Consider the following 24,137-nt stretch of genomic DNA (forward strand, 5'->3'; position numbering starts at 1 on the left):
GGACAAAGTGCAACGTGGTGATGTGTTCGCGTTCGATGATTTCGCTGAGGTACTGCGGATCCTTGTGCCCCTCGGGCCGGGCCATGACCAGACGTGCGCCGGTCATCAGCGGCCAGAAGAACTCCCAGACCGAGACGTCGAAGCTGAACGGGGTCTTTTGCAGCACCGTGTCAGTGGAACTCAGTTGGTAAGCGTCCTGCATCCACAGCAGACGGTTGACCACTCCGCTGTGTTCGTTGATCACGCCTTTCGGCTGGCCGGTGGATCCGGAGGTGTAGATCACGTAGGCGCTGTGCTGCGGGGTCAGTTCGGTTACCAAAAGATTGTCTGTCGGCAGCGCTTGCCAATGCGGCTGATCCAGGTCGATCACCGGCACGCCAACGTCACCGAGCAACGAGCGCGTCGTTCCCTGCACCAGCACCGCCAGCGGCGCGCTGTCCTCCAGCATGTAGGCCAGACGCTCCAGCGGATACGCCGGATCCAGCGGCACGTAACCGCCGCCAGCCTTGAGGATCGCCAGCAGCCCGACCACCATGTCCAGACTGCGTTCGACGCAGATCGCCACCCGCGCATCCGGCCCTACGCCCAATTCACGCAGGTGCCGCGCGAGTTGATTGGCCCGGGCATTGAGTTCGTCGTAGCTCAGTTGCTGCTCGCTCGCGACCACGGCGGGCGCCTGCGGCGAGCACGCCACTTGCGCCTCGAACAGGCCATGAATGGTCTGCTGAAGATCGTAATCGACGTCCGTGGCATTGAGGCCGAACAGCAACTGCTGGCGCTCGGCATCCGCCAGCACCGGCAGGCGGTTCAAGGCCTGCTGCGGTGTCTGTTCCAGCGCCTCGACCAGCCCCGCCAACGCCTGCTGCATGTAGCCACACACCCGCGCCGCGCCAATCTGCGCAGGGGTCATGGCCGTGAGGTCAAAGCCCTGACCCAGGTCATCGACGTTGAAGCTCAGCGGATAGTTGGTTCGTTCCTCGCTGGACAGATTTTCGATGCCTTGCCAGGCCAGGCGATTGGCTTGCAACTGTTCCGCGCTGACGCTGTGCCGGTAGTTGAGCATGGCGCTGAACAGTGGCGACGGCGCCGCCACCCCGCTGCAACGCTGGGCCAATGCCAGTGACGCATGTTCATGGCCGAGCAATTCGGTCAGTTGCGCGTGGGTGGCGCGCACCCCGGCACGCACCGAAACATCACCCAGATCCAGCCGCAGCGGCAGCGTGTTGATGAACATCCCCAGACCGCGATCAGCGCCGGTACCGCCCTGCATCCGCCCCAGCAGCACGGTGCCAAACACCACGCGCTCATGTCCGGAGGTCGCCGCCAATACCTGGGCGAATGCCAGATGGAACAGGCTCGCGACGCTCACGCCCATCTGCCGCGCCTGATTGCGCAAGCGCCGCGCCAAGTCGTCGGGCACGCGCTGCCGGACTTCTTCGATGTCATGGCCGTCACCGTGCACATCGAGCAGACCGAACGGCAGCGTCGGTTCGTCGATCTCGCCGAGCATCGCGCGGAAGAATGCTTCGTGCTCCTGCTCGCTGACACCCAGCCGGGTCTGCGCCACGTAATTGCGATACGGCACGGCAGGGATCTTGGCTTCGCCGTGACCAAAGAGCAGCGCCTGCAATTCTTGCTGCACCACTTCCAGCGCCGTGTGATCCATGGCGATGTGATGGAACAGCAGCATGGCGACCACCCGGTGGTTGGCCGGATCTTGCGCATACACCAGGCGAATCAGCGGCGCCTGACTGAGGTCGATGCGGAAATGCCGCGCGTCGAAACGCTCAAACAATTGCGCGAGTACGTCACCGCCGGCCGGGTCGAGTGCGACTTCCTGCACCGGCAGTTGAGCTTCGCGCCAGACCACTTGCACCGGCGTCGACAACCCTTCCCAGACCACTCCGCTGCGCAGAATGTCGTGACGTGTCATGACCTGGCGCAGCGCGGCGGCAAAGGCGTGCAAGCGTTCAAGGCTGTCGAATGCCAGGCGCGATTGCAGCAGGTATGGATCGCCCTGTTCGGCGCTCAAGTGGTGGTAAAGAATGCCTTCCTGCAACGGTGCCAGCGGATAAATGTCCTGCACGTTGGCGGCACCGCCCGGCACCGTGGCAACGATCCGCTCGATGCTCTGCTGATCCAGTTGCAGCAGGGTCAGCATGTCTGGCGTGATGTGCGTGCAACCGAGTGGAATCAGATTGACCGGCACCGCGACTTCGCGACCGCTGCCGACGGCGGCCGCCAGCGCGGCGAGGGTTGGCTGGCTGAACAGCACGCGCACGTCGGTGCTCAGGCCGAGCTGACGCATGCGCTCGATCAGGGTCACCGCCAGCAGCGAATGGCCGCCCAGTTCAAAGAAGTTGTCGTGACGACCGACCTGTTCGACTTGCAGCACCTCGGCCCAGACCTGCGCCAATGCGGTTTCCACCGGCCCTTGCGGCGCGGCGTATTCGCGGCTGAGCCAGGCGTCCTGATCCGGTTCGGGCAAGGCCTTGCGGTCGAGTTTGCCGTTGGCGGTCAGCGGCAGCGCCTCAAGCCGCACGTAAGCTGCCGGCACCAGTGCCTGTGGCAGACGCGCTTGCAGATGCGCACGCAGCTCTTCGATATCGACCGCTGCGCGCGCAGTGAACCAGGCGATCAACCGCGCCTCGCGTACCAGCACCACCGAGTCCTGCACCGCTGGATGGCTGGACAGCGCAGCTTCGATTTCCCCCAGTTCCACCCGCACGCCGCGCAGTTTGACCTGATCGTCGTTACGCCCCAGGTACTCGATATTGCCGTCGGCCAGCCAGCGCGCGAGGTCACCGGTGCGGTACATGCGCGCCTGCGGTTCGTCACTGAACGGGTCGTCGAGGAAGCGTTCGGCGGTCAGCTCGGGACGGTTCAGATAACCACGGGCCACACCCGCGCCACCGACGTACAGCTCGCCCGCCACGCCAACCGGCACCGGGCGTTGCTGTTCATCGAGCAGGTAGATCCTGGCGTTGCTCATCGGCCGGCCGATATGCAGCAGCTGTCCGGCATTGATTTGCCCGGAGGTCGCGACCACCGTGGCTTCGGTCGGGCCGTAGTTGTTGATCACGGCAAACGTCTGCTCACGCGAGAACTGGCGCAACTTGTCGCCACCGATCAACAGCGTGCGCAAGGTCGGGTGACCCAACTCACGACTGAAGGCGTATTCGGCAATCGGCGTCGGCAGGAAGCTCACTTGCAACGGTTGCGCGCGCCACCAGTCGAGCAGTTCATCGAGGTGTTCGTTGCTGATCGACGGCGGCGGCAGGTGCAGGGTCGCGCCGACACACAGCGCCGGCCAGACCTCCCAGGCCATCGCGTCGAAACCGCAACCGGCGACGCTCGCGGTGTGGCTGCCGGCGCGCAGGTCGAATGCCTCACAGTGCCAGTGCACAAGGTTTTCCAGGGTCGCGTGTTCGACCACCACGCCTTTCGGCTGGCCGGTCGATCCCGAAGTGTAAATCACGTAGGCCAGATGCGCCGGGGTCAGCGTCGGCAGTTGCGGATTGGTCTCCGGCAGGTGTTGCCAGAGGGCGTTGTCCAGATCGATCACCGGCACTCGGCCCAGCAACTCGCGGGTCGAGCCCTGCGCCAGCACCGCCACCGGATCGCTGTCCTGCAACAGGTAGGCGATGCGTTCGGCCGGGTACGCCGGATCGACCGGCACATAACCGGCGCCGGCCTTGAGAATCGCCAGCAGCGCCACCAGCATCTGCGGGCCGCGTTGCAGGCACACGGCAATCCGGTCGTCCGGCTGCACGCCGAGGCCGAGCAAGTGCTGGGCCAGGCGATTGGCCTGCTGATTGAGTTGCGCATAGGTCAGTTGCTGCGTGCCCTGCACCACCGCCAATGCCTGCGGCTGCTGCTCGGCCTGCGCTTGCACCAGCGCCTGAATCGTTGCGCCGCGCGGGTATGCCGCCGCCGTCGGGTTGAAACCGATCAGCAAGCGTTCGTATTCCTCGACCGAAAGAATCGGCAAGCGGTTGAGCGGACGTTGCGGCGCCTGTTCCAGCGCGTGCACCAGATGTTCCAGCGCGGTGTGCATGTAACCGCAGATCCGTTGCGCGCCGATCTGCGCCAACGCCAGCACGGACAGGGAAAAGTCTTCGCCGAGATCGTCGACGCTGAGGGTCAGCGGATAGTTGCTGCGTTCTTCGCCGCCAAGCAATTGCACGCCTTCCCAGATGCCCTGACCGTCACGCGGCTGCGCTTCGGCAGCGGTATGCCGGTAGTTGAGCAAGGCGCTGAACAGCGGCGCCCCGGACACAGCGCTGCAACGCTGGGCCAGCGCCAATGGCGCATGTTCATGGGCCAGCAGCGCGGTCAGCCGAGCGTGGGTGGTCTTGACCGCAGAGCGCACGCCTTCGCTGACATCCACCCGCAGCGGCAAGGTGTTGATGAACACGCCGAGGGTGCGATCCGCGCCTTCACCACCCTGCAAACGACCCAACAACACCGTGCCGAACACCACGTCGCGACGGTTGGCAAGCACCCCCACCACCTGCGCCCACGCCAGGTGCATCAGACTCGCCGGGCTGACACCCAACTGCCGCGCCTGCTCCCGCAGGCGCAGGGTCAATCCGGCATCGACGGCTTGCTGCGCCTCCTCGATGTCGCCGCCATCGCCTTGCACGTCGTGCAGACCAAACGGCAGGGTCGGTTCGTCGATATCGCCGAGCATGTCGCGGAAGAACGTTTCGTGTTCCTGCTCGCTGGCACCCAGACGCGCCTGCGCCACGTAGTTGCGATACGGCATCGGCGTGCCGAGGCTGTCGGCCTGATTGAACATGAACGCGCGCATTTCCTGGCCCACCACCTCCATGGCGGTGTGGTCGAGAATCAAGTGCTGGAACAGGATGATCGCCACCACCCGTTGCTGCGCCGGGTCTTCGGCATAGACGATGCGCATCAGCGGCGCCTGGCTCAGGTCGAGGCGGTTGTGCCGGGCATCGAACCGCGCGTGCAACTGTTCGAGGACGTCGCCCTGCGCCGGATCCAGCGGCACCGCTTGCACCACCAGCGGCGCCTGACGCCAGACCACTTGCTGCGGACTCGCCAGCCCTTCCCAGACCACGCTGGTGCGCAGAATGTCGTGACGCGCGATGACCTGCTGCAAGGCTTGGCTGAAGGTGCGCAAGCGCTCGACGCTGTCGAAGATCAGCCGCGATTGCAGCAGGTACGGATCGCCCTGTTCGGCGCTCAAGTGGTGGTAAAGAATGCCTTCCTGCAGCGGTGCCAGCGGATAGATGTCCTGCACGTTGGCGGCCCCGCCCGGCACGGTGGCGACGATACGCTCGATGCTGGCCTGATCGAGTTCAGTCAGGCTGAGCATGTCCGGAGTGATGCGGGTGCAGCCCGGCGGAATGCGGTTGGCCGGCACCTCGATTTCGCGACCGCTGCCCACAGCGGCGGCCAATGCGGCCAGGGTCGGCTGATTGAACAGCACGCGCACGTCAGCCGCGAGGTCGATCTGGCGCATGCGTTCGATCAGGCTCACCGCCAACAGCGAATGCCCGCCCAGTTCGAAGAAGTTATCGTGACGCCCGACTCGCTCGACTTTCAGCACGTCGATCCAGATCTGCGCCAGCGCGTTTTCCACGGCACCTTGTGGCGCTTCATATTCGCGGCTGAGCCACGCGCCGTGCTCCGGTTCCGGCAAGGCCTTGCGGTCGATCTTGCCGTTGGCGGTCAGCGGCAATGCGTCCAGCCGCACGTAAGCCGCCGGCAGCAGCGCATCCGGCAAGCGTGCCTGTAAATGCGTGTGCAACTGCTGAATATCGACCGCCGTGCGCTCGGTGAACCACGCAATCAGCCGCCCATCGCGAACCAGCACCACCGCTTCCTGCAGCGCAACGTGACTGCCGAGCGCGGCTTCGATTTCACCGAGCTCGATACGCACGCCACGCAGTTTGACCTGATCATCGTTGCGCCCCAGGTACTCGATGTTGCCGTCGGCCAGCCAACGCGCCTGATCGCCGGTGCGGTACATGCGCGCCTGCGGCTCGTCGCTGAACGGATCGAAGAGGAATTGCGCAGCGCTCAGCTCCGGGCGATTCAGATAACCCCGCGCCACGCCTGCCCCGCCGACATACAACTCGCCCGCCACGCCCACCGGCACCGGACGCTGCTCGGCGTCCAGCACATAGATTTTGGCGTTGGCAATCGGCCGGCCGATATGCAGCGGCTGATCCAGTTCGACCGGCCCCGAGGTGGCGACCACCGTGGCTTCGGTCGGGCCATAGTTGTTGATCACTGCGAAGGTTTGCTGGCGACTGAACTGACGCAGTCGGTCGCCACCGATCAGCAACGTACGCAAGGTCGGGTGCTGCAATTGCCGGCTGAACGCGTATTCGGCCACCGGCGTCGGCAAGAAGCTGACCTGCAACGGCTGCGCGCACCACCAGTCGAGCAACTCGTCGAGGTGCTCGTTGCGGATCGACGGCGGCGGCAGGTGCAAAGTGGCGCCGACACACAGCGCTGGCCAGACTTCCCAGGCCATCGCATCGAAACCGAAGCCGGCGACGCTCGCGGTCTGGCTGCCGGCCTGCAAGTCGAAGGCTTCAGCGTGCCAGTGCACGAGGTTTTCCAGGGTGGCATGTTCGACCATCACCCCTTTCGGTTGGCCGGTGGAGCCGGAGGTGTAGATCACGTACGCCAGATGCTTCGGGGTTAATGCCGGCACCTGCGGATTGGCATCCGACAGGTGCTGCCAGAGGTCGCGGTCCAGATCGATGACCGGCACGCCACCGAGCAGATCGCGAGTCGATGCCTGCGCCACGACCGCCACCGGGGCGCAGTCCTGCAACAGGTAGGCGATGCGTTCCGGTGGATACGCCGGATCAACCGGCACATAACCGGCGCCGGCCTTGAGGATCGCCAGCAGCGCGACCAGCATGTCCGGGCTGCGCCGGGCGCACAGGGCGACCCGGTCATCGGGCTGCACGCCAAGGCCAATCAGGTGATGTGCCAGGCGATTGGCCCGCTGATTGAGTTCGCCATAGCGCAACTGCTGCGCACCTTGCACCGCCGCCAAAGCCTCGGGGTGCGCGGCGGCCTGGGCCTCGACCAAACGCTGCACGGTTTGCGCCGGCGGGTAGTCGCGACCGGTGATGTTAAAGCCGACCAGGACCCGCTGGCGTTCGCTCGGCGACAGCACCGATATCTGCCGCAGCGACGTTGCTGGCGAGTGCTCCAGAGCGGTCAGCAAGTTGTGCAGCGCGGTTTGCAGGTAATCGCAGACCCGCGCGCCATCCACTTGCGGCACCGCCTGCACGCTCAGGCGGAAACCGGTGCCGAGGTCGTCGACGCTGACCACCAGCGGATAGTTGCTGCGCTCGCGCGAGCTGAGAATCTCGATCCCGTCCCAGGCCACGCCTGTCGGTTCCGCCGCGCTGTGGCGATAGTTGAGCAAGCTGCTGAACAGCGGCAGCGACGCGGCAACACCGCTGCAACGCTGGGCCAGCGACAGCGAGGCCTGCTCATGCGCCAGCAATTGCGCCAGACGCTCATGAGTAGCGCGCACGCCTTGCTCTACCGAGGTAGCGCCAACACTGACCCGCAACGGCAAGGTGTTGATGAACATGCCGAGTGCGCGATCGGCGCCCTCGCCGCCCTGCATGCGCCCGAGCAGCACGGTGCCGAACACCACCTCTTCGCGCCCCGAAACCTGCGCCAGCACCTGGCCCCAGGCCTGGTGCACCAGACTGGCCGCGCTGATGCCGAGGCGGCGCGCCTGCTCGCGCAACCGCTCGGCCACGCCGGCGTCCAGCGCCTGCTCACTGTCAATGATCGTGCTGCCATCGCCATGCACATCCTGCACACCGAAGGCCACGGTCGGCTCGTCGATGTCGCCGAGCATGTCGCGGAAGAACGCTTCATGCGCCTCGGCATTGGCCTGTTGCTGCGCCTGCGCCACGTAGTTGCGGTACTGCACCGGCATCGGCAAATCGGCGCCGCTCGGGTACAGGCTGTCGTTCATTTCCGCCAGCAACACTTCCAGTGCGGTGTGGTCGAGGACGATATGGTGCAGCAACAGGATGCCGACCCAGCGCTGTTGTTCACGGTCTTCGGTGTAGGCCAGACGCATCAGCGGCGCCCGGCGCAGGTCGAGGCGGTAGTGCCGTGGATCGAACCGCGCCTGCATCTGCTCCAGCACATCGCCCTCCAGCAAGTCGGCATCGACCCGTTCCAGCGCCAGCGGCGCCTCGCGCCAGACCACTTGCACCGGCTCTTCAAGGCTTTCCCAGACCACGCTGGTGCGCAGAATGTCGTGGCGCTCGATCACCGCATTCAACGCACGGACGAAGGCCTTGATCTGCGCCAGACCGGCGAAGGCGAATTGCGCCTGCAGCACGTAGGGATCACCGGCGCTGGTCGCCAGATGGTGGTAGAGAATCCCCGCCTGCAACGGCGCCAGGCCGTAAATATCCTGCACATTGCCGACGCCGCCGGGCACGCTGGCGACCACGCGGTCGATGGCCGCCTGATCCAGCGTGGCCAGCGGCAACATGTCCGGGGTGATGCGCGTGCAATCGGCAGCAATCAGATTTTCTGGCACCCGCAGGGCGTGACTGTGACTCAAGGTCGCCGCCAGCGCCGCAACGCTCGGCTGGCCGAACAGCACGCGCACGTCGCACTGCAAGTCGTGCTGGCGCATGCGCTCGATCAGTTTCACCGCCAACAGCGAATGGCCGCCAAGTTCGAAGAAATTGTCGTGCCGCCCGACCTGCTCGACACCGAGCAGGCTCTGCCAGATCCCGGCGATCAGGGTTTCGACTTCCCCCACTGGGGCTTCGAAACCGCGACGGGCGAACGCCTCGCTGTCCGGTTGTGGCAAGGCTTTGCGATCGAGCTTGCCGTTGCTGGTCAGCGGCAACGCATCGAGGCGCACAAACGCGCTCGGCACCATGTAGTCGGCCAGCGACAGCAGCAACTCGTCGCGCAATTGCGCAGCGCTTGGCTCAGTGCCTTCGGCGGCCAGCCAGTAGGCAACCAGACGCTGATCGCCGGGGCTGTCTTCGCGGGCGATCACCACCGCTTCGCGCACACCGGTGCAGGCTGCCAGGCGAGCTTCGATTTCACCGAGTTCGATGCGGAAACCACGGATCTTCACTTGATCGTCGTTACGCCCCAGGTACTCAAGGCTGCCATCCGCCGTCCGGCGCGCGAGGTCACCGGTCTTGTACAGACGCGCCTCGGCACGGCCGCTGAACGGGTCGGCAATAAAGCGCTCGGCAGTCAGCGTCTCGCGGTTGAGATAGCCGCGGGCAACCCCGGCGCCGCCGACGTACAACTCGCCGATCACGCCGACCGGCACCGGTTCGCGCTGCGCGTCGAGTACGTACAGTTGCAGGTCGGGGATGCCGACGCCAATTGGGCTGCGCCCGACCAGCAGCGCGTCCGCTGCCTGCAGTGGCCGATAGGTCACGTGCACCGTGGTTTCGGTGATGCCGTACATGTTCACCAGCCGCGTACCGGCATTGCCGACCCGCGCGTACCACGGTTTGAGCAGGCCCGGCTCCAGGGCTTCGCCGCCGAAAATCACTTCGCGCAACGAGTGCTGCAACGGGCTGCGGCCCTGCGCCGCGATCAACTGGCGGAAGGCGCTCGGGGTCTGATTGAGTACGGTCACGCCGCTACGGCACAGCAATGCGTAGCAGTCGTCCGGCGAGCGGCTGACGGCCTGCGGCACCAGCAACAATTGTCCGCCGAACGCCAGTGCACCCCAGATTTCCCACACCGAGAAGTCGAAAGCGAAGGAATGGAACAGCGCCCACACGTCCTGCGGGTTGAAGTTGAACCAGTCGTGGGTCGCCGAAAACAGGCGCACCACGTTGCGGTGTTCGACCATCACGCCCTTGGGCAGCCCGGTGGAACCGGAGGTGTAGATCACGTAGGCGAGGTGATTTGGGGTCAGCTCGGGAATCTGCGGATTGCTGCTGAGTTCAGCCTGCAACTGCACGCTGTCCAGATCGATGATCGGCACGCCAAGCGGGCCAACCCGGTCCAGCGTATCGGCCTGGGTCAGCACCGCCACCGGGGCGCTGTCCTCCAGGGTGTAAGCGATGCGCTCCAGTGGATACGCCGGGTCGATCGGCACGTAACCGGCGCCCGCCTTGAGGATACCGAGCAGGCCGATGAGCATTTGCGGGCCGCGCTCGACGCAGATCGCCACGCGCTGATCCGGACGAATCCCCCGCGCCAGCAGGTGATGCGCAAGCTGATTGGCGCGACGATTGAGTTCGCCGTAGCTCAGCGTCTGCTCTTCGAACAGCAGCGCTGTGGCCTCCGGGCGTGCCGCCGCGTGGGCTTCGAACTGCTGGTGAATCAGCGGGGTTTCCGGGAACTGCGGCAACGGCGAGTTGACCCCGTGCAGCAGGTATTCGCGCTCGGTCGCCGGCAGGATATTCAGGCGTTGCAGCGGTGCATCCGGGGTCGATTGCAAGGCCTGCAGCAGGCTGTGCAACGCGGTGTGCAGATAAGCGGCGATGCGTTCGGCACCCAGCGCCGCATCCGCCAGCGCGGTGATGCGCAAGTCTTCGCCGAGGTCGTCGATGTTGATCGTCAGCGGGTAGTTCGTGCGCTCGCGGGCGCCCAGCACTTGCACGCCGGGGGCCAGTTCGCTGACCTCGGCGATCTCTTCACTGCTGCTGTGGCGATAGTTGAGGATCGCGCTGAACAACGGCGTCGGCACCGCCACCGCGCTGCAACGCTGGGCCAGAGCCAGCGAGGTCTGCTCATGGCCGAGCAACGCGGTCAGGCGTCGATGGGTCGCCAGCACCCCGGCACGCACGCCGTCCTGCCCGACATCCACCCGCAGCGGCAAGGTGTTGATGAACATCCCCAGCGCCTGTTCGCCACCCTCTCCCGCCGCCATCCGCCCCAGCAGCACGGTGCCGAACACCACCGCCGTACGCCCGGACAACTGACCGAGCACCCGCGCCAGCGCCAGGTGCATCAGGCTGGCGACGCTGACGCCGAGCTGACGCGCCTGCCCGCGCAATTGCCGGCTGAAGTCGGTGTCGAGCATCAGCAAGGCTTCTTCAATGGCTTGGCCGTCGCCCTGCACATCCTGCAAACCACAGGGCAAGGTCGGCTCGTCGATGTCGGCGAGCATCTCGCGGAAAAACGCTTCGTGCACCTGCTCGTCCAGACGCAGGCGGGCCTTGGCCAGGTGATCGCGGTACGGCACCGCCGGCCCGACCTGCGCAGTCTGGCCGAGCAGATGCGCGCGGGTTTCGCGGCGCACCACATCGAGGGCGACGTGGTCCATGATCAGGTGATGGAACAGCAACAGCGCGACCACGCGACCGTTGTCCGGGTCCATGGCGTAGACCAGACGCAGCAGCGGCGCCTGCTGGATGTCGAGGCGGAAGAACCGTGGGTCGTGACGTTCCAGCAATTGCGTCAGTGCATCCGCACCCGGGTCGAGGGCGATTTCTTCGCAATACAGACGAGCCTGCCGCTGCACCACTTGCAGCGGTTCATCCAGGCGCTCCCAGACAAACGAAGTGCGCAGAATGTCGTGGCGTTCGATCATCCATTGCAGCGCCTCGGCGAAAGCCTCCAGACGTTCGCGGCTGTCGAAGGCGAATCGCGCTTGCGACACGTAGGGGTCACCGGCGGGCGCCGACAGGTGCAGATAAAGCATGCCTTCCTGCAGCGGCGCCAGCGGGTAAATGTCCTGCAGGTTGGCGGCGCCGCCGGGTACTTTGGCGACCAGGCGATCGATGGTCGGCTGATCCAGAGTCACCAGCGGCAGCATGTCCGGGGTGATGCGAAACGCCGGGCTCAGCCAGTCGCCACCGTTTTGCGCGACCAGCTCCAGCAACTGCGCCTTGTGTTCGCTGAGGCTGTCCCACAACGCATCGTCCAGCGCGTCGTCGCTGCCCAGAATGACCAGGTCTTCATCTTCCTGTTGAAGGCGGATCGCATGGGTGGAAAGAACAGCCATCAGTTCGCTGAAATGCATGGGATAACCTGCTGTAAATACGAGAAAAAGGAGCGCGCAGCCGCGAGTCCGTGCCTGCTGTGCGCAGCCTGGAAAAACTAAAACATCGGGGCTTGCGGGGCTGACATGGGAAGCGGGGACAAGCCGCCGGCTCGGCCGCCGCAATCCCCCACAGGGTTTGGTTTACACAATCAATTCCGGGCTAGAGCCGGCGCTTGCGGGTGAGGCTCGGGATGGTGGTTTGCGGGATGAACACTTGCTGCGCCTCGGGTGTGGTGCTGAGCGCCAGTGCCGCCAGCGTCGGCTGGCTGAACAGCGCCCGGGCGTCGGTGTGCAGGCCGCTCTGACGCATGCGCGCCACCAGACTCACCGCCAGCAACGAATGCCCACCGAGTTCGAAGAAGTTGTCGTGACGACCGACCTGTTCGACGCCAAGCACCTCGCTCCAGATCTGCGCCAGCGCGGTTTCGACTTCACCCTCGGGTGCCACGTATGGGCGATTGATGACTGCGTCGGCTCCCGGCTCCGGCAAGGCTTTACGATCGATCTTGTCGTTTGGCGTCAGTGGCAAAGCGTCGAGCAGCACAAACGCACCGGGCACCATGTACTCCGGCAAACGCTCCAGCACATGGCCGCGCAAGGTTTCCAACGATGGCGCGTCGATGCCGGCGCGCAAGCTGTACCAGGCCACCAGACGCTCATCACGCACCATCACCACCGCTTGGCGAATCGCCGGATGTTCGATCAACCGCGCCTCGATTTCTCCCGGCTCCAGACGCAAGCCCCGCAGCTTGATCTGGAAGTCGTTGCGGCCGAGGAATTCCAGTTCCCCATGATTGTTGTAGCGCGCCAGATCCCCCGTACGGTACAGGCGATCACCCGCAACAAACGGGCTGTCGATGAAGCGCTCAGCCTGCATCTCTGGCAGTCCGTGATAACCACGCGCCACACCGACGCCGCCGATATGCAACTCACCACTGACGCCTTGCGGCACCGGTTGACCATACGCATCAAGCACGTACAGCCGCGTGTTGCTCAAGGCTGTACCGATTGGCACCACGTTGTCCGGCACCGGCATATGCGGTTCAAGCGTCCAGCCCGTGCTGTCCACCGTGGTTTCAGTCGGCCCGTAAACGTTGTGCAAGCGCACCCACGGCAGGCGATCGCGCACTTGGCGCGCCAGCGCTGCGCTGAGTTCGCCGCCACCGTTGAGCACATCGGTCAGGCTGGTGCACTGCTCGACACCGTCCTGTTCGATGAACTGCTGCAACAGCGCCGGGACGAACTTGACCACCGTCACCTGATGCTCGCGAATGGTCTGCACCACATAGGCCGAATCGCGGTTGCCGTCCGGTCGCGCCAGTACCAGACGCATCCCGGAACACAGCGGCCAGAAGATCTCCCACACCGAACTGTCGAAGCTGAACGGCGCTTTTTGCAGCAGCGCACCGTGCTCGGTCGGCGGACTGAGCTGCGAACCCCAATGCACCATGTTGCAGGCGCTGCGATGCTCGATCATCACGCCTTTGGGCAACCCGGTGGAGCCCGAGGTGTAGATCATGTAAGCGAGGTTCGAAGCACTCAGGCCCGGCACCTGAAGATTGTCTGACGGCTGCTGCTCCCAACTGCCGTGCTCCAGATTGATCAGCGTCACACCCGGTTCGCCCAGCAATTGCCGCGTGGCGCCATGCACCAGCAGTGCGACCGGCGCGCTGTCCTGCAACATGTAGTTCAGACGCTCCAGCGGATAGTCCGGGTCCAGCGGCACATAAGCACCACCGGCCTTGAGGATGCCGAGCAAACCAACGATCAGATCCAGTCCGCGCTCGACGCAGATTGCTACGCGCGAGTCCGGTTGCACGCCGAGTTCACGCAGGTGATGGGCCAGACGATTGGCGCGCTGATTGAGCTCAAGGTAAGTCAGGGTTCCCTGCGCGGATTGCAGCGCGATGGCGTCCGGCTTACGCCGCACCTGTGCTTCGAACAACGCGTGCAGTGGCTGGTCCAGCGGACAATCGACCTCGGTGGCGTTGAACGTGATCAGCAAACGTTGCAACTCCTCGGCTTGCAGGATCGGCAAGCGGTTCAACAGTTGTTGCGGAGTCTGCTCCAAGGCCTGTACCAGGCCGCTCAACGCCGCTTGCATGTAACCGCAAATCCGTTGCGCGCCAATCTGCGCCACAGCCCTGCCGGTCAGGCGCAAGCCGTTGCCAAAATCATCCACGCTCATGGTCAGCGGGTAATTGGTGCGCTCCTCGTTGGCCAGGGTTTCGATGCCTTTCCAGGCATGGCTGGACGGCTCCAGCAGTTCGGACTCGTCACTGTGCCGATAATTGAGCAGAGCGCTGAACAACGGTGACGGCGAGGCGACGCCGCTGCAGCGCTGGGCCAGTGCCAGCGAAGCGTGCTCATGCCCGAGCAGCGCGGTCAGCCGCGCATGGGTGGCGCGCACCGCGTCCAGCACTCCGGCATCGACATCGATGCGCAACGGCAAGCTGTTGATGAACACGCCCAAGGCCCGGTCAGCACCCTCGCCCCCCTGCATGCGCCCCATCAGCACGGTGCCGAACACCACACGTTGCTGGCCGGACGTCGCTGCCAGCACCCGCGCCCAGGCCAGATGAATCAGGCTCGCCACGCTGACCCCGGCCTGTCGTGCTTGGGTGCGCAAACGCTGATAGACGTCAGCCGGCAGCACCTGCTGCGCTTCGTCGATGCCGCGCCCGTCGCCCTGCACTTCCTGCAGACCGAATGGCAGGGTCGGCTCGTCGATGTCCGCCAGTTGCGCGCGGAAAAACGCCTCGTGTTCCTGCTCGCTGACGCCCAGCCGCGTCTGCGCCACGTAATTGCGATACGGCACGGGCGGCGCCAGCGCCACGACCTGCCCCGACAGACTGGCCCGCATTTCGCTGCGCATCACTTCAAGAGCGATGTGATCCATGGCCAAGTGATGGAACAGCAGAATTCCCACCACCCGATCCAGCGCCGGATCACGGGCATACACCAGGCGCATCAGCGGCGCCTGGCTAACGTCGAGGCGATAACGCCGGGCGTTGAAACGCTCGTGCAACTGCTCGATGACCGGGCCGTCGGCCGGGTCCAGTTCGACCTCCTGCAACGGCAGAATTGCCGCGCGCCATACCACCTGCACCGGGGTGCTCAGGCCTTCCCAGAGCACCGCGGTGCGCAGAATGTCGTGGCGCGCCATGACTTCGCGCAGTGCCACCGCGAAAGCCTCGACGCGGTCAAGACTGTCGAACGCCAGTTGCGATTGCAGCAGGTACGGATCGCCCTGCTCAGCAGTGATGTAGTGATAGAGAATGCCTTCCTGCAGCGGTGCCAACGGATAAATATCCTGCACGTTAGCCGCGCCGCCCGGCACCGTGGCGACGATCCGTTCGATGTCCGCCTGCTGCAGTTGCACCAGCGGCAGCATTGCCGGAGTGATATGGGTGCAATCGGCGGCGATGCGGTTGGCCGGCACTTCGATTTCCCGACCGCTGCCGACCGAAGCCGCCAGCGCCGCCAGGGTCGGCTGACTGAACAGCACGCGCACGTCGCTGCTCAGATCGAGCTGACGCATGCGCTCGATCAGAATCACTGCCAGCAACGAATGCCCGCCGAGTTCGAAGAAATGGTCGTGACGCCCGACCCGCTCGACTTGCAGGACTTCGGCCCAGATCTGCGCCAGGGCGATTTCGACCTCACCCTGCGGCGCCTCGTATTCGCGGCGGATCAGATCGTCCGGCCCGGGCGCCGGCAGTGCCTTGCGATCGACCTTGCCGTTGGCGGTCAGCGGCAGCGCCGACAGACGCACATAGGCGCTCGGCAGCATGGCACTGCTCAGGCGAGTTTTCAGCTGCGCGTGCAGCTCATTGATGTCCAGCGGCGCCTGCTCGGTGAACCACGCCAGCAATTGCCCGTCGCGCACCAGCACCACCGCTTCGCGCACCGCCGAATGGCTGGCGAGTGCGCTCTCGATCTCCCCCGGCTCGATCCGGATGCCACGGATTTTCACCTGATCATCGTTGCGCCCCAGATACTCCAGATTGCCGTCGGCGCGCCACCGCGCGAGGTCGCCGGTGCGGTACAGGCGCGCGCCCGGTTCAGCACTGAACGGATCACGCAGGAAGCGCTCGGCGCTCAGCTCTGCGCGGTTCAGGTAACCGCGCGCCACCCCGGCCCCGCCGACGTACAACTCGCCCGTCACGCCCAGCGGCACCGGTTGCTGCTGCTCGTCGAGCAGATACACCGTGGCGTTGCTCACCGGTTTGCCGATGTGCAGCGCCTGCCCGGCGTCGATACGTCCCGAGGTCGCCACCACGGTGGCTTCGGTCGGGCCGTAGTTGTTGATCACTTCGAACGATGGCTGACGCGGGAACTGACGCAGGCGATCGCCACCGATCAGCAGCGTGCGCAACGTCGGGTGATCGAGCTGGCGGCTGAACGCGTATTCGGCGATCGGCGTCGGCAAGAAGCTCACGTCCAGCGGCTGCGCACGCCACCAGTCGAGCAGCGCATCGATGTCTTCGCTGCCCTCGCTGGCCGGCGCCAGGTGCAGGGTCGCGCCCACGCACAGCGCCGGCCAGACTTCCCAGGCCATCGCATCGAAACCGAAACCGGCCAGGCTCGAGGTATGGCTGCCGGCATGCAGGTCGAAGACATCAGCGTGCCAATCGACCAGATTGCACAGGGTGCGGTGCTCGACCATCACCCCCTTGGGCAGGCCGGTCGAGCCGGAGGTGTAAATCACATAAGCGAGGTTGGCCGGGGTCAGCCCCGGCACCTTCGGCGCGCCGACATGTTCGGCGGGCCAGCTCGGCTGATCCAGTTCGATCACCGGCACCGACAACGCCGGCAAATGCCCGCGCAGCGCGCGCTGGGTCAGCACCGCGATGGGCGCGCTGTCCTCCAGCAGGTAGCTCAGGCGCTCGGCTGGATGCGCCGGATCCAGCGGTACATACGCGGCGCCAGCCTTGAGGATCGCCAACAGTCCGACCAGTGTGTCGAGGCCGCGCGGGGCAATGATCGCCACCCGGTCATCCGGGCGCACACCGAGATCGAGCAGATGGTGAGCCAGCGCGTTGGCGCGTTGATTGAGCTCGGCATAGGTCAGGCCTTGCCCTTGCTCAACCGCCGCCAGCGCCTGCGGCCGAAGCGTCGCCTGCGCTTCGATACGCTGCTGAATTGTGGTCGGAGCCGGGTAGTCCACCCGCGTGGCATTCCACTGTTGCTGCAGCGCGGTTTCTTCCGGCGTGCTCAGATCGAAATCCGCCACCGCCAGATTCACCGCTTCCAGCCCCTGCTCCAGAATCAGCAGCCAGCGTTCAGCCAGTGCCTGGACTTCATCGGCGTTGAAATACGCCTCGCTATAGATCAGGTACAGCCGCGCATCGTCATTGGCCAGATTGCTCAGCAAGTGTACCGCCAGCGGTGTGGCCTCCTCGACGTTCGAGGCCTTGATGATCCGTCCCGACGCCTCGCCGTAGCGATAATCGTGAGTGCCCTGCTCGTAGGACACCGTGACCTCGAACAGCTGCGAGCGCTCCTCCCGCAGCAGGCCGAGGGCGCGGTTCATCTCACTCACGGGGAAGCGCTGATGGCGGAAATCCTTGCGCAGTTCCTCACGGATCGCTCTGACCAGTTCCGCGAACGTGCAGTGGCGACCGAAGCCCATGCGCACCGCACTGACCTGGGCGAACAGCCCAAGCGTGGATTTGAAGCGCGCGCCGGAGCGGTTGAGAATCGGCAATCCAACCACCCATTCGTCACGTTGTGCGGTGCGGCTGAAGTAGACATGCAGCGCCGCCAGCAACACATGGAACGCCGACGCGCCGAACGCTCGGGCCACCTGCTGCATGCGCTCGTGCAGCAACGCCGGCAAGGGCTGCGCGTAGACCTGCGTCTGCGCGGTCTGGCCGGCCAGACTCTGCTGATGCCGTGGCAGCAACAGCGGCTCGGGTAATTGTCGGTACTTGTCCAGCCAATAGGCGCGATCCTGCGCATAACGCGGCGACGCGTGATAGCGCGCATTGTCCTCGATGAAGTCGATGTACGACGGCGCCGCGACCGGTGTCGGTTGACCGTGTGCCAGCGCGTTGTAGATCTCGTCCAGCGACTTGAACATTTCGCCGAAGCCCCAGCCATCGACGATCAAGTGATGCGCCTGCACGGACAGCCAGTGTCGCTGGTCATCGAGGCGGATCAACAGAAAGCGCAACAGGCAGCCGCCGTCCAGCACAAAGGGTTGATCGATGCGTGCTTGCACCAATGCCCGCGCCGCCGATTCCGGGTCGCTGTGCGCCGACACATCGTCGATCGGCATCGGCACCGCTACTGACCGGGCGAACTGCTGCAAAGGCAGGCCATCGGCGCCAGCGCCCGGCAGCAGAATCGTGCGCAACGCGTCATGCCGGGCTACCAGTGCTTCCAGCGCAGCCTGCATCCGCGCCGGATCCAGCGGCCCGCTGAGGTCCAGGTAGCCGCCGATGTTGTACAGCGGCGAATCCCCGCGACTCAGCTGATCCAGCCAGATATCCAGCTGCGCAGCGGTCAGCGGATACGTCTGGAGCGATGCGGACGGCGTGGCCACCGCAGGGGCAGAAATAGGCGGCATAAGATCCTTCTCATGTGATTTTGCGCCTATTCAAGCATCGGCCCTGATGCCGACATGACACGTAAAACCCGGACAACCCCGCCCCGGGGGCTGGCCTGTCAGCGCTTGTAACCCCTGATTGGGTGGGAACCCACTAAAAGTTCGGAGAGGAAACACTGAAAATTCTGTAGGAAAAATGCCACACACCAGCGCTGCCATCGACCTGCGTTGTGACCTCAAAAAAACGCCACTGCCCCGGTTTTCAAGGTCTTGCCGTGACCAAACAGTCACGTGATGCGCAACACCTGTAGCAAACGGCGTCAGAAGCCCGGCGCCAACTTTCAGAAATGATGGCACTTTGTGTCCCTGTTTTCCCCTACAGACGTAGGACAAATCCATAGGCTTAAATCCCGCCCCAGATCAGTTTCAAGGAGAGACGATTGCGTGGGCGGCTTTTGCATAAATAGCGGACGACTCGGTGATGACTCGGAACCAGGGATGACAAGGATATGAATCTGACCGGCAGCATTCGCAACATGGAAAACCCGCATTTCTACTGGCAACTAGGGGAACTGATTGCCAGCACCGGCGACGATCATTTCGCCAGCAACCTGTTCCAGTTGGTCGACACCCTGGTGCCGGTCAATCGCGTCGATCTCAGTGAGTGGACGCTGGACGAACGTCAGGCCAGCGTGGTCGAGATCAAGGCGCTGGGCAGCGCCGGACTGCCGCAGACCTTCCCGCCACCGGACCCGTTGAAAAGTCCGGACGATCATCCGTTGTTGCAGAAGATGATCGAGATGAATGATTCCCTGCTGATTCAACTCAAAGCGTCGCTCCAGCCGCAACATCCGCAGCACAGCGTGCACCAGTGCAATCTGGTGTCCCGCACCTCTAATCGCCGCTGTGTCATCTCGTTCTACCGACCGCATACGCAACGAGTGTTTTCCTTGCCGGAGCTGTCGTTTCTTAAAAGCCTGTCCGACACGCTGTTGCCGCTGATCGAACGGCACGCGCAGCTCAGTCGGCAGATTGTCGCCAAACAGCCGCGCCTGCCCTTGGCCGATCTGGAGCAGGCGCCGTTGCAGCAGGTGTTCGACGAACGCCTGGCGCTGGGTGGCATCGTGCTGTCGGCGCGGGAAAAGGAAGTCTGCCTGGGTCTGCTGACCGGCGGTACCGTGCCGCAACTGGCCGAGAAGCTGCGGGTCAAGAGCAGTTCGGTCGAGACCTACCTCAAACGGGCGACCGCCAAACTGGGGGTCAGCGGACGGCACGGTCTGGCGCGCTGGATGGCTGGGGCATAACCGCGCGGCCGTGGTTCAACGGTGTTTGATGATGGTGTGGGGACGCAGTGCCCGGCACGTGTTTTTTCTGCATGAGAGCGTTCGATGCTGCGCATTTCCCTGCTGTCCCTCGCCGCCCTGCTGGCCGGTTGTTCGTTGATTCCCGAGTACCAGCGCCCTGCCTCACCGAGCGCGGCGCAGTATCCGCAAGGCGCGGTTTACCCGGCACCGAAACCCGCCGCAGCGCGCACTGAAGACTGGCGCACGCTGTTCAACGACCCGGCGCTGCAACAGTTGATTGAAAGCGCGCTGGTGAACAATCGCGACCTGCGGGTCGCGGCGCTGAACGTCGAGGCGTTCCAGGCGCAGTATCGGATCCAGCGCGCCGATCTGCTGCCGGCGGTATCGGCCAATGCCAGCGAGTCGCGCCAGCGCATGCCGCCCAGCGTGACCCGCAGCAAAGCCATGATCAATTCGACCTATGCGGTGAATCTGGGCGTCAGTGCCTATGAACTGGATTTTTTCGGCCGAGTGCGCAGCCTCAGCGAGCAGGCGCTGCAAACCTGGCTGGCGACCGAACAGGCGCGGCGCAGTGCCGAGCTGAGTCTGGTGGCCAACGTCGCCAATGCCTACCTGACCTGGCGCGCCGATCAAGAGTTGCTCGAACTGACGCGCCAGACCCTGGCCGCCGATCAGCAAAGTCTGCGCCTGACCACGCGCAACCGTGAGGCCGGCAAGTCTTCGGCGCTGGAACAGGCGCAGGCGCAAACCAGCGTCGACAGTTCGCGAGCCAATCTGGCGCGATACAAACGTCAGGTGGCGCAGGATCTCAACAGCCTGACACTGCTGGTTGGCGCGCCAGTCCCCGAGCAACTGCCGGCGCAACCACTGGCCAACGATCTGGTTCAGCAATTGCCGGCCGGGTTGCCGTCGGACCTCCTGCAACGGCGCCCGGACATTCTCCAGGCCGAGTACAAACTGAAAGCGGCCAACGCCAACATCGGTGCAGCGCGCGCGGCGTTTTTCCCCAGTGTCAGCCTGACCGCCAGCGCCGGCACCTCCAGCCGCGATCTGTCCGGCCTGTTCAGCGCCGGCTCCGGGGCATGGACGTTCCAGCCGCAAATCAACTTGCCGATTTTCAACGCCGGCAGCCTGCGCGCGAGTCTGGATTATTCGAAATTGCAGAAAGACGTCGCGGTCGCCGAATACGAGAAATCGATTCAAACCGCGTTTCAGGAAGTTGCCGACGGCCTGGCAGCGCGCAGCACTTATCAGCAGCAATTGCAGGCACAGCGCGATCTGGTGCAGGCCACTCAGGACTACTACAACCTGGCGCAACACCGTTACCAGAATGGCGTCGACAGCAGCCTGACGTTTCTTGATGCACAGCGTTCGCTGTTCAGTTCACAGCAGGGGCTGATCACTGATCGTCTTGCGCAGCTGGTTGCCGAGGTCAACCTGTACACCGCGCTGGGCGGCGGCTGGCAGGCCAATGAGGCCCGGGTTCAGTAGCCCCTCGTCACTTTTTCTTACACCTTTTGTCGCCCGATCCGACGCCGCGCGGCGATCCGTGGCCGGCGTCTGCCGTCAGTTTGGTATCATGCGCCGCTTTTACGGTTAACCCCCCGCCAGTCCTGCCGACTGACGGGCTGCAAAAGGCGGTATTAGATGACGGCTTTGTTGACTCGCCGCAAGGTGCTTGCGGGAATGGGCGTGCTGGGCCTGGGCCTGCTCGCCGGCTGCGACACCCGTGGCCAACTGTCGTACAAGTACGGCAAGGACCTGAGTGACAAGATCCTCGGACGCACCTTCAAGCTGAAGAACACCGACGGCGAAACCATGACGCTGTCGAGCTTTCGCGGGATGATGCCGATGATCTTCTTCGGCTTCACCCAATGCCCGGCGGTGTGCCCGACCACCCTCGCCCGCGCCGCGCAAATCAAGAAGCTGATGGGCAAGGACGGCGACCGTCTGCAGGTGATCTTCATCACCCTCGACCCGGAACGCGACACGCCGCAGATCCTCGACGCCTACGTCAAAGCCTTCGACCCGAGCTTCGTCGCACTGTACGGCACGCTGGAAGAAACCCAGGCCACCGCCAAGGAATTCGACGTGTTCTTCGAGAAGGTGCCGGCCGGCGACACCTACACCATCTCCCACACGTCCACCAGTTACGTCTACGACTCGCGCGGCCAGTTGCGCATGGGTCTGTCTGTATCGCTTTCGGCACAAGAGTGCACGGAAGATTTGCTCACCGTTATGGAGGTCTGCTGATGCACCCCGTTTTAAACAACATCAAACGCGCCGTTTTCGCCCTGTCCCTGCTGGGCCTGGCGTTTCAAGCCTCGGCTCAGACCAAGGTCGATGATGCCTGGGTGCGTGCGACCGTGCCGACCCAATCGGCCAGCGGCGCGTTCATGACCGTCACCGCGGACAGCGACAGCAAACTGCTGAGCGTGGCCTCGCCAGTGGCCAAGGATGTGCAGATCCACGAAATGTCGATGAAGAACGACGTGATGAGCATGGGCCCGGTCAAATCGGTCGACCTGCCAGCCGGCAAAGCCGTCACCTTCGACCCGAACGGCTACCACGTGATGCTGATGGGCCTGACCGGCCAGCTCAAGGAAGGCGAAAGCGTACCGCTGACCCTGACCGTGGAAAACGCCAAGGGCGAGAAAGAAACCGTCGAAGTCAAAGCCGAAGTGCGTGCGCTGACGCACATGGAAGGCCACGATCACAGCAAGATGCATTGATCTGACTTGGCGGTAATAAAAAGGGGCGGCCTGATTGATGATCAGGTCGCCCCTTTTTTATCGCGCATGTCAGCCGCGCTTGCGGGCCAGTGCATTGCGCACGCTTTCTCTCGACATCCCCGAGCGCGATGCCGCCGCAGTTTTCTCCACGGGCGCCGCCGCCAACTGCTGCTTGCGCTTCAACACCTGACTCCAGCGATAACCGAGATAACCGGCCGCCGCGAAGAATCCCAGCCAACCAGTAATCAGGTTGACCACTGTCCACAGCCCAAGGGTGATCAGTACGGTTTTCCAGGTGAACAGCTTCAGGTTGTTGTCGACGGGCACCGTTTCAACCGGTGCCTGCTGCGCCACTGGAATCTGCTGCACTCCATCCAGATCAAAGCGCAATGAGAAATCCGCCCCCGGTACCTGGACATTTATCTGATTGCCTTCAGCGGTATGCACCCGCACTTCGCCATTGACGACCGACACCGAGCTGAAACTGATCTGGGTTTCGTGATGAATCTCGCCGTTGACCAAGGTCACGACCGTTCGTTGTTCGCCATTGGGGGTGTCGCGCATGTCGATTCCTTGAGAACTCCACGTCGGACGACGTGCGAAGGGAAAATCCGTTGGGCTCGAATGCTACTGAGTGGCCATCAGGCTGTCCAGAAACAACCCGGTCGAGGTTTATGGAAAGCTTGCTTTACATAAGGAAAAATTTTAGCAAGTATGTAAAGGGTCTTTTACACAGGAAGTTGAAGAATGAACCGGTACTACCTTGAAATGGGCGCGGCGTTGATCCTCTATATGCTGGTGTTGACGGCCTCAGTGATCGCTACGCAATACCTGACGGATGCCAACATGATTCTGCGTTCAGCCGTCGCGCTGACACCGATTATCCCGGCAGGATTGATGTGCTGGAGCATCGTGCGCAACATGCGGCGCATGGACGAAATGCATCTGCGTATACAGTTCGAAGCGCTGGGATTTGCCTTCGCCGCCTCAGCGCTGCTGACCTTCAGTTACGGTTTTCTGGAAAACGTCGGCGCCCCACACATACCGTGGACTTGCGTGTGGCCTGTGATGGGCGCCATGTGGATTCTCGGCCTGCAAATCGCGCGACGTCGCTACCAATGAAAAATCGCCTCAAGGCACTCCGCGCCGAGCGCAACTGGTCGCAGGTCGATCTGGCTGAACGCCTCAAGGTGTCGCGCCAGACGATCAACGCCATCGAAAACGAGCGTTATGACCCTAGCCTGCCACTGGCGTTTCAGATTGCCCGGGCGTTCGAGTTACCGATTGAAAGCATCTTCGACGACGGTTTGGACTGATCGCCGAATTGGCTGACGGTGGGCGATGCCTCAGAGTTGTCAGCTGCCGGCATCGCCATGCACTTCTTCGATTCCAGCTGCCGTCGTGGTGTGGCTTTCATACAGTGCGGGCGACTTCCTTAAACAGCCTGAAACAATAAATCTGCCGTCGATAGCAGCGCGCCCATTCGCCGCTATCGAGCTGACACGAACGCCGGTCATGGCTTCAGGCCCTTTACCGCGCTTGCG

General features: G+C 63.8%; 10 protein-coding genes (1 of these 10 cut by a window edge). 6 read left to right on the plus strand and 4 right to left on the minus strand.

All coding sequences use genetic code 11. The features are described from left to right. Together KCG87_RS24505 and KCG87_RS24510 are read right to left on the minus strand one after the other, a co-directional pair. Nucleotides 1–11,983 carry the 5' portion of a non-ribosomal peptide synthetase gene (locus tag KCG87_RS24505; protein ID WP_210559033.1) on the minus strand. It extends 1,031 nt beyond the left edge of the window, so the window shows 11,983 of its 13,014 coding nt (coding positions 1–11,983); its start codon is at nucleotides 11,981–11,983; its stop codon lies beyond the left edge, outside the window. Between the two features lie 181 nt (nucleotides 11,984–12,164). Continuing rightward, the gene (locus KCG87_RS24510; protein WP_210559034.1) at nucleotides 12,165–18,578 is read right to left on the minus strand and encodes a non-ribosomal peptide synthetase; all 6,414 of its coding nucleotides are present in this window, start codon (nucleotides 18,576–18,578) and stop codon (nucleotides 12,165–12,167) included. A gap of 488 nt (nucleotides 18,579–19,066) precedes the next feature. Here KCG87_RS24510 and KCG87_RS24515 point away from each other — a divergent pair, with 488 nt between their 5' ends. The 4 genes from KCG87_RS24515 (at nucleotide 19,067) to KCG87_RS24530 (ending at nucleotide 22,593) form a co-directional block, all read left to right on the plus strand. Continuing rightward, the gene (locus tag KCG87_RS24515; protein WP_098968297.1) at nucleotides 19,067–19,861 is read left to right on the plus strand and encodes a helix-turn-helix transcriptional regulator; all 795 of its coding nucleotides are present in this window, start codon (nucleotides 19,067–19,069) and stop codon (nucleotides 19,859–19,861) included. An 84-nt stretch (nucleotides 19,862–19,945) separates the two neighbouring features. Next, nucleotides 19,946–21,352, plus strand: coding sequence for an AdeC/AdeK/OprM family multidrug efflux complex outer membrane factor (adeC, locus tag KCG87_RS24520; RefSeq protein ID WP_282597954.1), 1,407 nt, complete (start codon nucleotides 19,946–19,948; stop codon nucleotides 21,350–21,352). A gap of 156 nt (nucleotides 21,353–21,508) precedes the next feature. After that, complete coding sequence (locus KCG87_RS24525; RefSeq protein ID WP_047599796.1) at nucleotides 21,509–22,114, plus strand: SCO family protein; 606 nt, start codon at nucleotides 21,509–21,511, stop codon at nucleotides 22,112–22,114. Then, on the plus strand, nucleotides 22,114–22,593 hold the full coding sequence (locus KCG87_RS24530) for a copper chaperone PCu(A)C (RefSeq protein ID WP_027613130.1): 480 nt from the start codon (nucleotides 22,114–22,116) through the stop codon (nucleotides 22,591–22,593). Before KCG87_RS24525 ends, KCG87_RS24530 begins: the two co-directional genes overlap by 1 nt. Nucleotides 22,594–22,662: 69 nt before the next feature. On the opposite strand, the gene KCG87_RS24535 is transcribed toward KCG87_RS24530, so the two are convergent. Beyond that, a complete protein-coding gene (locus KCG87_RS24535; RefSeq protein ID WP_098968295.1) occupies nucleotides 22,663–23,157 on the minus strand; it encodes a hypothetical protein in 495 nt (164 codons plus the stop codon). A gap of 183 nt (nucleotides 23,158–23,340) precedes the next feature. Between KCG87_RS24535 and KCG87_RS24540 the strand changes: the two genes are divergently transcribed. Together KCG87_RS24540 and KCG87_RS24545 are read left to right on the plus strand one after the other, a co-directional pair. Next, entirely contained in the window at nucleotides 23,341–23,715 is a 375-nt protein-coding gene (locus KCG87_RS24540; protein WP_003224193.1) for a hypothetical protein, read from the plus strand. Next, nucleotides 23,712–23,909: a helix-turn-helix transcriptional regulator gene (locus KCG87_RS24545; RefSeq protein WP_098968294.1), complete on the plus strand. Its 198-nt coding sequence runs from the start codon at nucleotides 23,712–23,714 to the stop codon at nucleotides 23,907–23,909. The genes KCG87_RS24540 and KCG87_RS24545 overlap by 4 nt, the downstream gene beginning before the upstream one ends. A 39-nt stretch (nucleotides 23,910–23,948) precedes the next feature. Here the strand turns inward: KCG87_RS24545 and KCG87_RS24550 are convergent, their stop codons facing one another. Beyond that, nucleotides 23,949–24,110 (minus strand): hypothetical protein, encoded by a 162-nt coding sequence (locus KCG87_RS24550; protein ID WP_171061923.1) that lies wholly within the window; start codon nucleotides 24,108–24,110, stop codon nucleotides 23,949–23,951. Nucleotides 24,111–24,137: the final 27 nt, after the last annotated feature.

Source organism: Pseudomonas sp. MWU347 (genome assembly GCF_017947305.1).
GTDB lineage: Bacteria > Pseudomonadota > Gammaproteobacteria > Pseudomonadales > Pseudomonadaceae > Aquipseudomonas > Aquipseudomonas putida_A.